Origin of the sequence: Microbacterium sp. 2MCAF23 (assembly GCF_052115565.1) — a bacterium.
GTDB lineage: Bacteria > Actinomycetota > Actinomycetes > Actinomycetales > Microbacteriaceae > Microbacterium.
Genome location: NZ_JBFRGY010000001.1, coordinates 35,136 through 49,840, shown reverse-complemented (window position 1 = coordinate 49,840; position 14,705 = coordinate 35,136). Strand labels below are relative to the sequence as shown.

Genomic DNA, 14,705 nt, shown 5'->3' with positions numbered 1-14,705 from the left:
CCGCGCGGGCGCTTCGTCCGCAGCGGTGCAGGATCGACCGCGACGTGAGGAGGGCAATGGCGAACGCGCCGCCCTCCTCACGCCCGCGCGCTACTGGATGCCCTCGCGGAGCAGGCGCCACTGCTGCTGCGCCGATCCGTCCGCGGTCCGCTGCTGCGCGTATGCTCCGTCCGCCGTCGATCCACCTGCGATCTCCAGCGGCTTCCCCGAATTGGCGTTGGTCAGGGTCCAGTAGCCGCCCGACGTGCTCGGCGCCCAGACCTGGGTGGCGTTCCCGGTCGGACCCCATTGGGCGGCGCGCACGCCGTCGGCTGTCTGCGCGCCGGGGATCTCGAGCAGCTTGCCGCTGTTGGCGTTGAGGAGCTGGAGCCCGTTGGGCACCGTGCGCACGTTCCAGACCTGCGTGGCGTTGCCGGTGTCGCCCCACTGCCCCGCCCCTGCCCCGTCGGTCGTCAGCGCACTGGCGATCTCGAGGTACTTGCCGCTGGTGCGGCTCGCGATCCGGAACTGGGGGTCCAGTCCGCCGGCCTGCGCGAGCTGGATCGGATCGAGCTCGGCGTACGAGGTGCCCTTGGCGAACGCGATGGTGTTGGCGCCGGCGTTCAGCGTGACCGGCATCTGCGCCCATCCGTACCGACCCCAGTTGACGGTCGCCGGGTAGTTCAGCGCCGTCGACGAACCGCCGTTCACACGCACGCCGTGCGTCGATGCCGCGCCGGTGCCGTTGTCGTAGCGCACGTTCATGACGTAGGAGCCCGCGGTCGGCACGTGCACCGTGAAGGTCACCGTGCTGGTGGCGTTGTTGATGTTGCCGACCTTGCCGCCGTTCGAGGCGTCGGGGTCGGTCACGAGCGACGTGTCCGAGGTGCGCGCGGCCTTCTCCGCCTCGTACTGCTGGGCGTCGAGCGGGATGGATCCCACCCGGATGTCGTTGTACGTGGTCGCCGGGTTCTCGACGTTCGTCGCCTGGTAGAGCGTGCGCCCGTCGACCGAGGAGTCGATGCTCTGCGCGAATCCGCTGAACGTGCCGCCCTCGGCATCGGGTCCGTCGTAGGTGACCGCCATCGGCAGCCGCTCCCAGGGCCCCTCGCCCAGGTTGTAGTTGACGTAGAAGTTCTGCCCGCCCGTCGATGGTGCCCGTCGCATCGAGCGACCACTTCGACGCCACGACGACCATGCCCTTCGGGCCTCCCGCGGGCACCCACTTGACGTAGGGCGAGGATCCGATCCCCCGGCCGTTCGCGAGCGCGATCGCCGTGCCGATGCTCGACGTCGGAGCCCAGTTGAGCCCGTCCGGCGAGGTCTTGAAATACACGGGTGCGGTGTTCTTCGTCTGCGAAGGGCGATTCACGACCTCATAGGTGGCGAGGTATCGGCCGTCCGGCAGCTTGGTGACGGTGATCATGCCGGGACGATCCGACTGGTTGGTCGGCGCCGAGACGTTGACGAGGGATCCCCAGGTCTGGCCGCCGTCGGTCGAGCGCCGGTACGAGACCGCCTGCAGCACGCCGCTGGACTTCTGCCGCTCGTCCGAGAAGTAGGCGGCGAGACCGCCCTGCCCGTCGACGATGAGCGACGGCTCCCACACCGTGCTGGTCGTGGACGAGGGCGAAGGGTCGTAGACGGCGGGGCCGCCCGTGTCGATCGTGCTCAGGTACGACCAGGACAGCCCGTGATCGGCGCTTTTGTACACCACGAGGCGACTGCTCGACCGGTCCTCCGGCATGACCATGCCCGCGAGCAGCAACGTGCCCGCGGCGAGCGATCCGGTCGCCTGCGGCACCTCGTAGAGGAACGGCTGCGCGGTCCTCGTCAGGGTGGGGAACGTGGCGCTGGGCACGACGTCCGTCACGTGCGTCCAGGTGGCGCCGTCATCGGTGCTGCGGTAGATCGGATAGACCTGCGTACCTCCGACCAGCACCAGCTGGTCGAACGTCACGATCTGGGTGCCGTTCGCCGTTCCGCTGTTCTTCAGCACGATGTTCTTCGCGTAGGTGGTGCCGGCCGCGCGGCCTCCTTCCGGATTGAAGGAGGTTCCCGCGGCCGGCGAGTACACGAGAGACCCGTTCCCCGTCGTCACCGCCTGTGCGGGTGCGGCGGCGAGCGCTCCGGCGATGAGGGCGGCGGCCGCCGCGATCATCACGATGCGTGCCCGACGTGCGCGGGACCTGTCCCCGAGGGGGGAGATGCTCATGCTCTTTCCTCTCTCCAGCTGACCCGGCCGCGGGCGCGGGCGGGCACGACGATGACTCGCCGTGCGGGCTCAGCCGATCAGAACCTCGGCCCAGGACACGGCCGGAAGCGCGAGGCGCAGGATCGAGCCGTCCCGGGTGAACGGCAACGCGGTCAGGGCGACGCGATCGGGGTCGTCGAGCGTGTTCGCCGCGTCGAGGTCGGCATCGGCGAGCACCCGGGCGGTCACTTCGAGCGCGGACGCGTCGCCGAGCTCCGAGAGGTCGATCGCGAGCTCGGTGGGCGCATCCATGGCGCGGTTCACGGCGTAGACGGCGAACCGGCCCGCTTCCGCGTCGTGCGTGGCGACAGCGTCGACGAGCGCGACCTCGCCGAACCTCTCCGTCGTGTACGTGCCGCTCGTGACGTCGACGTCGAGGGCGACGCCGCGACCGTGCGCGGAGGTGGCCGCGAAGGGGAAGAACGTCGTCTGCCGCCAGGCCGGGCCCCCGGGCTCGGTCATGATCGGCGCGATCACGTTCACCAGCTGGGCGAGCGAGGCGCTCGTGACCCGGTCGGCGTGCTTGAGCAGGGTGATGAGGAGGCTGCCGAAGACGACGGCGTCCGAGACCGTGTACACGTCCTCGAGCAACCGCGGCGCGATCGGCCAGTTGTCGACGCCCGCGATCCGGTCGACCTGCTCGAACCGGGTGTTGTACCAGATGTTCCACTCGTCGAACGAGATGTCGATGCTCTTGTCGCTGCCCTTGACGGCCTTCACGTGGTCCGCGGTGGCGACGACGCTGCGGATGAAATGGTCCATGTCGACGCCCGAGGCGAGGAAGCTGCCGAGGTCGCCGGTGTTCTCGTAGTAGGCATGGCAGGAGATGTAGTCCACGTCGTCGTAGGCGTGGGTGAGCGTGACCCTCTCCCACTCGCCGAACGTGGGCATCGACGAACTGGACGATCCGCACACCACCAGCTCGAGATCCGGATCCACCATCTTCATGGCCTGGGCGGTCTTGGCCGCGAGCGTCCCGTAGGCCTCCGCCGTGCTGTGGCCGACCTGCCAGGGGCCGTCCATCTCGTTGCCGAGGCACCACATGCGCACGTCGAACGGCTGGGTGCGTCCGTTGGCGATGCGCTGCTCGGCCAGGGCGGTTCCGCTGCGGTGGTTCGCGTACTCGAGGAGCTCGAGGGCTTCGGCGGTGCCGCGGGTGCCCAGGTTGACCGCGAGCATCAGCTCGCTGCCGACCTTGTCGAGCCAGCTCTGGAACTCGTGCAGGCCGATCTCGTTCGTCTCAGTGGAGTGCCAGGCGAGGTCGAGGCGGCGCGGGCGCTCCGCGCGCGGACCGACCGAGTCCTCCCATTTGAAGCCCGAGACGAAGTTGCCGCCCGGGTAGCGGATGGCGGAGACGCCGAGCTCCTTCACCAGCTCGATCACATCCGTGCGGAATCCGTCGGCATCTGCGCTCGGGTGCCCGGGCTCGTAGATGCCGTCGTACACGGCGCGGCCAAGATGCTCCAGGAAGGAACCGTAGAGGCGGGGAGCAACGGCGCCGATCACGGCGGAGGGACGGAGGGAGAGGCTTGCCTTGTTCATGCGTGCTTCCGTGAGAAGGGTGAGAGGGGTCAGAGCGAGGCCGCGTCGGCGGCGAAGCGTCGGAATCGGTCCGCGACGGGATTGGCCGCTCGCAGGAGCCCTGCGGGCGACTCGACGAGGTCGTGCAGCCCCATGGTCAGCAGGTGGTCGGCGCGGGGCGCGTCGGTGTGGCGCCAGGTCCACTCGTACATGTCGAAGAGCGGCCACCAGACGTAGCCGACGACGTCGGCACCCTCCGCCCGCATGCGGGCGACGAGGCCGAGCGAGTCCTCGAGCCACGCGACGCGCTCCTCGACGGATCCGGTCACGCAGGTCTCGGTGACCATGACGGGCGCCCCGTATCGGCGGGCGAAGGACTCGAGCGCTTCCCGGAGCCCGGCGACGCCGCGGTCGATGCTGGGTCGAGGATCGGCGAAACCGCCGCCGTGGTGCACCCCCGCCTCGAACAGCTCGGTCGAGTGGCGCGGGTAGTAGTTGACGCCCATGACGTCGGGCCGCACCGCGTGGGCGCGGAACCACTCCAGCTCCTCATCGGTGACGGCCGGGGCCAGTCGGTCGCGCAGCGGATGGTCGGCATCGACGCGGCCCGTCACCAGATCCTCCACAAGGTGCACCTGGTGACGCAGGCGCTCGGCCTCCGCACGGTGCTCGGGGGCGTCATCGTCGCCGACGAAGCTCACGGCGGCGTCCACGTGCACGAACACGGCACGCTCCCCGACGACCTCGGCGATCGCACGCTGGCTGCGCACGAAGCCGCGCGCGAGGTTCGCGGCGATCCGGGCGAAGCCCTCGGCGCCCTCCAGGTAGGGCGGCCAGTACCCGTACTCGCCGCAGAACAGCGCGTGGATCACCGGCTCGTTCACCGGCGTGTAGTCGAACACTCGGCCGCCGTAGCGCTCCGCGAACCGGCGCGCGTACTCCTCGACGTGGCGCGGATACGCCGGGTTCGCGAACTGATCCTCGAGCCAGAGCGGCGTGCCGTAGTGCAGCAGATCCACGATGGGTCGCAGCCCTTGGGCGAGCAGCGCCTCGATCGCGCGATCCGTCCAGGCCCAGTCCCACTCGCCTTCGGCGGGCGCGACGCGATACCAGGGGACGCCCCAGCGCAGCACCGAGGCTCCGACTCCGGCGGCGAGCGCGAAGTCCTCCGCGAAGCGCTCGTAGTGCTCGGTGAGCTCGTATTCGTCGATCGCGCGCTCGCCGGGACGGCTCTGCGGCACGAAGGTGTCCTCGATGCCGAGGCCGAGATGGAGGCGCCCGTCCTGGAACCAGCGGCGCGGTTGCGTCGTCGTCATTTGAGTCCTGTCGTCGCGACGCTCTCGATGAAGCGCCTCTGCATGATGAGGAACATCACGGCCAGCGGGAGCACCGCGATGAGCGCGCCGGCCATCATGGTGCCGTAGGGGATGATCCCGCTCGGACCGGTCAGGAGGGTGAGGCCCGAGGTGATCGTCCCCATCTCCGGCGAAGTCGTGAACACGAGCGGCCAGAGCAGGTCGTTCCAGTTGTTCACGAAGGTGAAGATCGCCAGGGTGAGCATCGCCGGCACCGCGTTGGGCAGCACGATGCTGCGGAAGATCCGGAACTCCCCTGCGCCGTCGATGCGGGCCGCGTTGTCGAGGTCGCGGGGCAGGGAGATGAAGAACTGGCGGAGGAAGAAGATCCCGAACGCGTCGGCGGCGCGGGGGATGATGAGTCCGGCGAACGTGTTCACCCAGCCCAGCTGAGCGACCAGCTGGTAGACCGGGATGAGCGTCGCCTGGAACGGGATCATCAGGCTCGCGACGATCACGACCAGCAGCACCCTGTTGCCGCGGAAGTCGAGACGCGCCAGCGCATAGGCGGCGAGCGAGTCGAAGACGAGAGCGAACACGGTCACCCCGCCTGCGAAGAGCAGGCTGTTCAGGAACAGGCGCCCGAAGGGCAGATCGTGGAAGATGCGGGTGAAGTTGTCGAGCGTCCAGGCGCCCGGCAGCAGCGTCGGCGGGTAGGCGTTGATCTCCGCGGCGGGTTTGAAGGCCGTGAAGACGATGACCAGCACCGGCAGCAGCACGAGAGCAGCCAGCACCAGCACAGCCAGGAACAGCAGCCAGCGCTCAGCGATGCGGCCGAGGCGGCGGCGGGGAGCACGTGCCTGAGATCCGGACACGGTGGCGACGCGGGTGGCGGATGCGGTGTGCGCGGTCATCAGAGGTTGTCCTTCTCTCGGCGCCCGAAGAATCGGAACTGCACCAGGCTGAGGATCAGGGTCGCTGCGAGGAGGACGTACGACAACGCGGTCGCGCCACCGAGGTCGAGCTTCTTGAAGCCCTCCTGATAGATCTCCATCACGACCGTCTGCGTCGAGCGGTAGGGGCCTCCCCCGGTCATCACGTAGATCTGGTCGAAGGCCTGAAGAGCGGCGATCATGGCGAACGTCACGACGAACGCGAGGGTGTTGCTGAGTTGCGGGAGGGTCACGTTGGTGAATCGCCGCCAGGCGCCCGCGCCGTCGATCTTGGCGGCCTCGTACAGCGATTCGGGGATCTCCTGCAGGCCGGCGATGAAGATGACCATGTAGAAGCCGAAGCTCTTCCAGATCGCGACGAGCACGACGGCCGGCATCGCGAGGGTCGGATCCTGAAGGACATTGCCGAGCTGGACGCCGATCGAACGCAACCAATGGTTGAGGAGACCGACCTGCGGATCCAGCAGGTAGGTCCATGCGAACGCCGCGACGGCGAGGGAGACGATGAACGGGAGGAAGAAGGCAGTGCGGAAGAAGCCCCGGCCGATGAGCCCCCTGTTGCCGAGGAGCAGGGCCAGGAGAAGCGCGGCGACCAGCGCCGTCGGAGTGAACAGCACGGTGTAGAAGGCCGTATTGCCCAGCGACGACAGGATGCGCGGATCCGTGAAGACGCGCACATAGTTCTCGAGGCCGACCCACTCCTCGACTCCGAAGCCGCTCGCGTTCGTGAACGACAGGCGGAGAGCGGACAGCATCGGCCACCCGACGAAGGCGATGAGGACGACGAGGGCGGGGAGCAGGAAGAGGAGTGCGATCGGGCTGCGCCGCGCAGTCCGGGGGCGGCCGCCGAGAGGAGCCGGCGGACGGTAGGCGCGTCTGCGCACGACGGGGCGGGTGGGAGAGGTCATGATCGCTTTCGTGGGCCGGACGGCCGCCCGCGGGCGGCCGTCCGGAGTGGGTCATTTGCCGAGCGTCTGAGAAACCTGCGCAGAGGCAGACTTGAGGAGGGCCGAGGGATCGCCGCCGGTCAGAGACTTCTGCGTGGCTTCGTCGACCGCGGCGAGCACGTCGGTGCTGTCGGCGACGCCGGGCAGGAGCGGGCGGGCCGTACCGGCGAGCTCGGTGAGGGACGCGACCACCGGGTTCGACGAGACGGCCGAGGCAGGAACGTCGGAGCGCAGCGGCGGCCAGCCGGATCCCAGCGACCACTTCGTCGCCACGTCTTTCGTGAAGAAGTAGGCGAAGAACTTCTCGGCTGCCGCCTTCTTGGCGGGATCCGCCTGCGCCGTCACGGCGGCGGAGATGCCGATCGCCGACACGGCATCGGCCTTCGGGCCGGCGGGGACGCCGGCGATGCCGTAGTCGATCTTGTTCTCCGTCGCCACGGAAGCCATCCACGGACCTCCGACCTCCATGGCCGCCTTGCCGGACGAGAACAGCTTGTCGGCGGCGACGCCGTCGAGACCGGTCGGAGAGATCTTGCCGTCCTTCACCGCGATTGCCCAGTAGGAGAGCGTTTCGGCGTTCGCGCTCGAGTCGAGCACGGACTTCCCGTTGTCCACGATCCCGCCGCCGTTGCCGTAGAACAGGGTGGGCCACACGCCGTTTCCGACGGTGGCGTGATCGGGCAGCGCGAGGCCGTACTGCTCTGGCGTGCCGTCACCGTCGGCGTCGACCGTGAGCTTCTTGGCGTCGGCGACCCATTCGTCCCACGACTTCGGGAAGGACGTGATGCCGGCCTTGTCGAAGAGGGCCTTGTTGTAGATGACCGAGAGCGGCACGAAGCCGGTGGGGATTCCGTAGTACGAGCCGTCGACCTTCTCCATCTCGACCGCGCTCTTGTTGAGCGAGGCACTTGTCACGGCGTCGCTCGCATAGAAGTCGTCGAGCTTGGCGAATGCTCCCTTGCCGGCGTAGACCGGAAGGTTCTCCGCGGGCAGAGCGACGATGTCCGGCCCGGTCTTGGCGGACAGCGCGGGCAGCAGGGTGTCGCCGATGACGGCCCAGGTCTTGGTCTCGGTCTTGATCGTGATGCCCTTCTGGGACTTGTTGAAGTCCTGGACGATCTGGTCGAGCACCTTGCCGTCGGCCTCGGTGTAGCCGTGCCAGAAGGTGAGCGTCACGGGTGCCGAGGAAGCGGATCCGGTTGATCCGGAGCATCCGGTCAGCGCTGCGGTGACGCCGGCGGCGACCACGGCGGCCGCAAGCAGTTTCTTCATTGAATGCCTCTCGTGATTCCGATCGCCTCTGATCGGTCGGGTTTACAACGTTGTACTTCAACGTTGTAAACCCGAGTTTAGACACGCGGATCTGGTACGTCAACGCCTGCTTGTCACGACTTCGACACGACGGGATCAGCCGCGGCGCTGCGGCCCTCCTTCGCGACGTTCCGGCACAGCTGAGCGGCGTGATGCCTAAGCAATAACGGCGCCAGTGGCTACCGGCGGGAAGGCACGGCCGGGTTGAGCCGGTTCAGCGCGGTGAACATCGGATCGAACGTGCGGAGCTGCGTGAAGAGGACCAATGACCGATGACCCGATGCTCGAAGGACGCAGGTGGCGGGAGTGCCCAGGAACCTGCCCGCACCGGTGATCGCGCTCACAGGCAACGCACCGCTGGCGAACGGTGCTTTCCACCGCAGCGTCTCACCGACGAGCTCGACTCGATACGCAGTTCGGAACAGCCACCAGTAGATGTTCCATCCGAGGGCACCGAACCAGAGCGCGAGGAACCACAACGGCGGCCCGGCGTGACCGGTCGCTGTCCGTACCAGGATGAACACGCCCGCGACGACGAGGATCGACATGATGAGCAGTTGGAACCCCACCCACACGACCGGCAGCGACCAAGTCTGGATCCCGGTCGCCTCGTCCCGTTCATCGCGCGTCATGGCTCCCCCTCTGGAGTGCTGTCGGCTGACAGTACCAACGCGCGGCGACGCCCGCTGCTAACTGAGCTCGCACAGTTCCGCCGTCCGATCTCCACCCGCGTCCCCGGTGTTGAGCGTCCCCTGGGGCTCGAACAGGATCGCCTGGACTTCTCCCTCTGCCTTCGGGCAGTGTTCGACGCCCCGCGGCACGACGAAGAGGTCGTTCGGGTTCAACACGACATCCCGATCTCGGAGCTGGATCGTGAGCTGTCCACTCACCACCATGAAGAGCTCATCGGTCTCGGGGTGCGTGTGCCAGACGAACTCGCCCTGCAGCTTGACCACCTTGAGGTCGTAGTCGTTGATGCTCGCGAGTCGATGCGGCTGCCAATGCTCGCCGATCGTAGAGAGCGCTCATCGTCGGATGGTTCGCCGCCCGCAAGAGGATCCTCGCCGCGGCGCGCGAACGCGAGGGCTTCGCCCGGGGCGGGATCCGTCAGGTCACGACGGCCGCGTCACTCCAGCCGTGTGATGTCGACCGAGACGAACAGCTCCGACGCGCCGGATCCGGCGTAGACCCCGCGAAGAGGCGCGATGTCGGAATAGTCGCGGCCGACGCCCACGAACACATGCGACGGGCCGATCTCGACGAGGTTGGTGGGGTCGTACCCGCACCACCGGCCCGAGAACCACTCCACCCAGGCGTGCGACTCGCCCACGACGGTCTCCCCCACCTTCGGATCCGCGTCCGGATGCAGATAGCCCGAAACGTACCGGGACGGAATGCCTGCGGCGCGGAGCATCCCGAGCGTCACATGTGCGATGTCCTGGCACACCCCTGCGCGCGCCGGCCATGCGTCGCGGGCCGTCGAGTTCACGCCCGTCACGCCGCGGCGGTAGGTCATCGCCTCGCCGACCACCCGGCAGATGGCCGTCGCCGCGTCATCGATGCCGTCGTGCGAGGCCCGGGTCTCGGCCGCGATTTCGCGCATCTGCTCGTCCGGCTCGGTGGCGTGCGTCTGGATCAGCATCTCCGCGACGTCAAGCGACGTCGCTGCGGCGTGTGCGATCTGCGCCCAGCCGATCTCGCGGCCCCGAGCGGGGACCGTCCGCGTCTCGACGACGCTCGTCGCCACGACGGAGAGCTCCTCATGCGGGGTGAGCACCTCGAAGGCGGTCACCGGGGTTCCCCAATGGTCGTTGTAGGTATTCGGATGCGTCGCCGGCTGAGTCTCGACGCGGGCCTGCAGCACGAGCTGACGATCCTGCGTGCGCGGCAGCATGCGGGCCTCGTTGTACGAGGCTGTCGCGGGCGAGGCGTACTGGAAGCCGGTGCGGTGCACGATCCTGAGCCTGGTCATAGCGTCTCCTCGGTCCAGACGGGTGCGGCGATCGATGGGAAGTACTGGTCCTGCACGGCGTTGCTGATCGTGGAGACGCTCTCCTGCACGTGATGCATGCTGCTCTCCAGCACGAGCACGAGATCCGCCACGGGACGGTACTCCAGATCCGATCGGAGTCGTCCGATCGCCCGTCCCACGGCGTCGGGTGGCAGCAGCGGCGAACTCTGTCCGATGCGCTGCAGGCTCTCCTCGGCGCGGATCACGCTCGACAGCACCGAGCGCGGGAAATGCCGGTCGATCAGGAGGAACTCCGTCGCCGAGGTCGCGGTCGGCATGGACCGATGCACCCGCAGATGGGCGTCGTACGCATCGCAGCTGCGCAACAGCGTCATCCAGTTGATCGCACCCCCGCCGTCGGTGCGCGCGGCGGAGACCAGCAGCCGCGCGGTCATGTCGGCGGCCTCCAGCGCACGCCCGAGCACGAAGAAATACCAGGCCTCATCACGGCTCATCGACGTCTCGGCGACGCCATAGGTCAGCGCCGCGCGCTCGCGCACCCATTGGAAGAAGGAGTGGGACCGCTCGAAGTCGACGCGCAGCGGCAGGCGGGCGTTGGTCGTGTTCAACACCTCCCAGAGGTCCTGGGAGATCACCTCGCGGGCGCGGCGGGCGTTCTCACGGGCGGAGGACAGCGAATGCGCGACGGAGATGGCCCTGGTCCGATCCGTCGCGAGCGCGCGGAGCGCGTCACCGCGACGCGGGTTGCCCCCGGCCGCATCCGGCATGCCCATGACGGACAGCACGGTGCGGCACACCGACTCCTCGTCGGCCCACGGATCCTCGAGCAGCAGCTGCAGGTGCACGTCGAGGATGCGCGCGGTGCCGTCAGCGCGTTCGACATATCGCCCGATCCAGAACAGCGCCTCGGCGATCCGGCTCAGCATGATGCCTCCTCCTGCCGCACTTGCTGTTGTTGTTGTTGCTGCTGCTGCTGCTGCTGCTGCGGATCATCGAGCGGCGGCACGGGCAGCGGCAGGACCGAAGCACCGGAGAGCCCGGCGGCGGACGGCGCGGCGACCCTGGCGGCGCGGATCGTCGCCGAGGCCCGCGGCATCGCGGGATCCTCCAGCACCCAGGTGTCCTTCGAGCCGCCGCCCTGGCTCGAGTTCACGACGAGCTGCCCCTCCGGGAGCGCCACGCGGGTGAGGCCGCCCGGCAGCACCCAGATGTCCTCACCGTCGTTGACCGCGAACGGCCGGAGATCGGAGTGCCGGGGCCGGAAGCCGTCGTCCACGAGCGTGGGGATCGTGGACAGCTGCACGACCGGTTGCGCGATCCACCCTCGCGGATCGGCGGCGAGCGTCTTCCGCGCCGCATCGAGCTCGGCACGCGAGGCGGCGGGACCCATGATCAGCCCCTTGCCACCGGACCCGTCGACCGGCTTCACGACCAGTTCGTCCAGCCGGTCGAGCACCTCTTCGAGGGCGCCAGGATCCTCCAGCCGCCAGGTGTCGACGTTCGCCAGGATCGGCTCCTCGGAGAGGTAATAGCGGATCAGGTCGGGCACGTAGGTGTAGACGAGCTTGTCGTCGGCGACGCCGTTGCCCACCGCGTTCGCGATCGTGACGTTGCCGAGCCGGGCCGCGTTCAGGATCCCGGCCGCCCCCAGCATCGAGTCGGGGCGGAACTGCTGCGGATCCAGGTACTCGTCATCCACACGGCGGTAGATCACGTCCACCCGGCGCGGGCCGGTGGTGGTGTGCATCCAGACCCGCCCGCCGGAGCAGAACAGATCGCGGCCCTCCACCAGCTCGACGCCCATCAGCCGCGCCAGCAGCGTGTGCTCGTAGTACGCCGAGTTGAACACGCCAGGTGTCAGCACCACGACCGTCGGATCGTCGGCGGCCGACGGAGCCGCCGCGCGCAGGGCGCCGAGCAGGCGGTTCGGATAGTCGACCACGGGCAGCACGCGCATGTCCGCGAACATCTCCGGCACCATCTGCGCCAGCGCCCGCCGGTTGGCGAGCACGTAGCTCACCCCGCTCGGCACCCGGACGTTGTCCTCCAGCACCCGCCACCCACCCGACTCGTCCCGGATGACGTCGATCCCGGCGACCTGGATCCGCACTCCGTTCGCGGCCACGATCCCCGCCGCCTGCCGGTGGAAGTGGCTCGAGGAGGCGATCAGCGGAGCCGGCACCACGCCGTCCGTGACGCACCGGCGTGCGCCGTACACGTCTGCGAGAAACGCCTCCAGCGCCCGCACCCGCTGCGCGACGCCGAGGTCGACCTCGCGCCACTCGTCGGACGCGATCACCCGAGGGACGACGTCGAGCGGGAACGGACGCTCCTCGCCGGCGAAGTCGAAGGTCACACCCTGTGACAGATACGCCCCGGCGAGCGCCTCGACCCGCCCTTGGAGATCGTCCGCCGACATGTCGCTGAGGGCACGGTGGATGGATCGGTACGGATCCCTGGCGGCGAGTTCCGCGCCCGCATCGTGCGCGTCGAACATCTCATCCCAGGGAGAACCGGATCGGGATCCCGCGGTCTGTCGACTCCAGTAGCCGGCGAAGGACGTTTCCATGACTGGACCTTTCCACCCGCGCATTTCGCGGGGATTTCCGGCGGAAGTCCGCGATGCAACATGGCGAGCGCGCTCCGGGCAGGTCAGCCGCACGGATCCGGCCGGCCACCTCGTCCGCATATCAGGCACCCTGACTGTCGAAAGTCGGTAAGTGTGCGGATTTCATCGTGATGCACCCGTAACAGATACGTAATTCGTTGTTATCGCGCGGACATTGACTCGAAACCGCATCCCGCATACCGTTCTGTTCATGTCAACAACACCCATCCAGCTGGAACGCCCCGAAGGCAAGGGGCTGGCGGCCGGAACGCTGGGCCTCTGGGGCTCGACCGTCATCGGCCTGGCGTCCACGGCACCGGTGTACTCCCTCGTCGCGTCCCTCGGATGGGTGGTCATCGCGGTCGGAGCCCAGGCGCCCATCGCTTTCGTGCTCGCCTTCGTGCCGATGCTGCTGATCGCCTTCGCCTATCGGGAGCTGAACAACGCGGTTCCCGACTGCGGCACCACCTTCACCTGGGCCACCAAGGCGTTCGGTCCGTGGGTGGGCTGGATGGGCGGCTGGGGCGTCGCGGTCGCCGGCATGGTCGTCCTCGCCAACCTCGCGCAGATCGCCTCCGTGTACTTCTGGTCCCTGATCGGCTTCGATCTCGAGAACAGCGACTGGCGCGTCATCCTCGCCGCGGTCGTCTTCATCGCCGCGATGACCTGGGTCAGCTGGCGCGGCGTCGAGATCGGCGAGCGCATCCAGAACGTGCTGCTCGGCATCCAGTACCTCGCTCTCGTCGTCTTCATCGTCGCCGTCTTCTGGCAGATCGCCAGCGGCAACGCTCCGCACGCGATCGACTTCTCCTGGGAGTGGATGAACCCGTTCGCCTTCACCTCCTGGTCGGGATTCACCGAGGCGATCCTCCTCGCACTCTTCATCTACTGGGGATGGGACACCTGCCTGGCTCTGAATGAGGAGACGAAGGACCCGAAGCGCATCCCCGGCCGGGCCGCGCTGCTGACCTGCGTCATCCTGCTCTTCACCTATGTCGCGGTGACGATCGCGGCCATGATGTACGCGGGTCTCGGCAAGACCGGAACCGGTCTCGGCAACGCGGAGCACGCGGATGACTTCTTCCTCGCGATCAAGGACGGGCTGCTCGGCCCGTTCGGCTGGGTGCTGGTAGTGGCCGTCATCATCTCGGCGATCTCCTCCACGCAGACCACGATCCTGCCGACCGCCCGGGGAACGCTCGCGATGGGCGTCTATCGCGCACTTCCCGCGAGGTTCAAGGAGGTGCATCCGGTCTACAAGACCCCGTCGTTCTCGACGATCATCATGGGCATCGTCGCGATCGCGTACTACGTCGGCATGACGCTTATCAGCGACAACATCCTGCAGGACTCGATCCTCTCGCTCGGCCTGGCCATCGCGTTCTACTACGCGATCACCGGCTTCGCGTGCGTCTGGTACTTCCGCAGGGACATCTTCACCTCGCCGCGCAGCTTCTTCTTCAAGGGTCTGTTCCCCCTGCTCGGCGGGCTCATGCTCGCGGCCGCGTTCGTGCAGTCGGCGATCGACATGTGGGATGTCGATTACGGCTACTCGGTGCTCTTCGGCATCGGCGGCACCTTCGTGGTCGGCATCGGCTCGCTCGCTATCGGACTCGTGCTGATGTTCGTCTGGTACCTGTTCCCCCGATCGAAGAGGTTCTTCCAGGGCGAGAGCCTGAATGTCGACACCCAGGTCATGGTCCCGGAGAACCCGACCGAGTTCCCCCGGTCGATCGACGGAGGCATCTGAGATCGGTCGATCCTGGCGAGGTCTCCCGGAACGGGACTTAACAGGATCGCAACACGGCTGACATCGTCGGCGGCTCCCGGGGGAACAGGATGGCTCCACGAGCGGCGCGGGCTCA

General features: G+C 68.0%; 12 protein-coding genes and 1 pseudogene. 1 reads left to right on the top strand and 12 read right to left on the bottom strand.

The window, feature by feature from the left end:
• Positions 1-90 precede the first annotated feature (90 nt).
• The 12 genes and pseudogenes from AB4078_RS00265 to AB4078_RS00210 form a co-directional block, all read right to left on the bottom strand.
• Complete coding sequence (locus AB4078_RS00265) at positions 91-1,146, bottom strand: RICIN domain-containing protein (RefSeq protein WP_441975491.1); 1,056 nt, start codon at positions 1,144-1,146, stop codon at positions 91-93.
• A 190-nt stretch (positions 1,147-1,336) separates the two neighbouring features.
• Positions 1,337-2,140: pseudogene (locus AB4078_RS00260) on the bottom strand (exo-alpha-sialidase); the annotation flags it as partial.
• Between the two features lie 123 nt (positions 2,141-2,263).
• Complete coding sequence (gene arfA / locus AB4078_RS00255; protein ID WP_441975490.1) at positions 2,264-3,775, bottom strand: arabinosylfuranosidase ArfA; 1,512 nt, start codon at positions 3,773-3,775, stop codon at positions 2,264-2,266.
• Positions 3,776-3,804: 29 nt separating this feature from the next.
• Entirely contained in the window at positions 3,805-5,070 is a 1,266-nt protein-coding gene (locus tag AB4078_RS00250) for a family 1 glycosylhydrolase (RefSeq protein WP_441975489.1), read from the bottom strand.
• Positions 5,067-5,963 carry a carbohydrate ABC transporter permease gene (locus tag AB4078_RS00245; RefSeq protein ID WP_441975488.1) on the bottom strand — a complete coding sequence of 299 codons (897 nt, stop codon included), beginning with the start codon at positions 5,961-5,963 and terminating at the stop codon, positions 5,067-5,069. The genes AB4078_RS00250 and AB4078_RS00245 overlap by 4 nt, the downstream gene beginning before the upstream one ends.
• Complete coding sequence (locus AB4078_RS00240; protein ID WP_441975487.1) at positions 5,963-6,910, bottom strand: carbohydrate ABC transporter permease; 948 nt, start codon at positions 6,908-6,910, stop codon at positions 5,963-5,965. The genes AB4078_RS00245 and AB4078_RS00240 overlap by 1 nt, the downstream gene beginning before the upstream one ends.
• 51 nt (positions 6,911-6,961) lie before the next feature.
• Positions 6,962-8,221: an ABC transporter substrate-binding protein gene (locus AB4078_RS00235; RefSeq protein ID WP_441975486.1), complete on the bottom strand. Its 1,260-nt coding sequence runs from the start codon at positions 8,219-8,221 to the stop codon at positions 6,962-6,964.
• A gap of 218 nt (positions 8,222-8,439) precedes the next feature.
• Positions 8,440-8,892 (bottom strand): hypothetical protein, encoded by a 453-nt coding sequence (locus AB4078_RS00230; protein WP_441975485.1) that lies wholly within the window; start codon positions 8,890-8,892, stop codon positions 8,440-8,442.
• A 57-nt stretch (positions 8,893-8,949) separates the two neighbouring features.
• The gene (locus AB4078_RS00225; protein WP_441975484.1) at positions 8,950-9,216 is read right to left on the bottom strand and encodes a cupin domain-containing protein; all 267 of its coding nucleotides are present in this window, start codon (positions 9,214-9,216) and stop codon (positions 8,950-8,952) included.
• 170 nt (positions 9,217-9,386) lie between these two features.
• Positions 9,387-10,232: a transglutaminase family protein gene (locus tag AB4078_RS00220; protein ID WP_441975483.1), complete on the bottom strand. Its 846-nt coding sequence runs from the start codon at positions 10,230-10,232 to the stop codon at positions 9,387-9,389.
• On the bottom strand, positions 10,229-11,158 hold the full coding sequence (locus AB4078_RS00215; RefSeq protein ID WP_441975482.1) for an alpha-E domain-containing protein: 930 nt from the start codon (positions 11,156-11,158) through the stop codon (positions 10,229-10,231). Before AB4078_RS00215 ends, AB4078_RS00220 begins: the two co-directional genes overlap by 4 nt.
• Entirely contained in the window at positions 11,152-12,801 is a 1,650-nt protein-coding gene (locus tag AB4078_RS00210) for a circularly permuted type 2 ATP-grasp protein (RefSeq protein ID WP_441975481.1), read from the bottom strand. Before AB4078_RS00210 ends, AB4078_RS00215 begins: the two co-directional genes overlap by 7 nt.
• Positions 12,802-13,051: 250 nt before the next feature.
• Here AB4078_RS00210 and AB4078_RS00205 point away from each other — a divergent pair, with 250 nt between their 5' ends.
• Positions 13,052-14,590: an APC family permease gene (locus tag AB4078_RS00205; protein ID WP_441975480.1), complete on the top strand. Its 1,539-nt coding sequence runs from the start codon at positions 13,052-13,054 to the stop codon at positions 14,588-14,590.
• Positions 14,591-14,705: the final 115 nt, after the last annotated feature.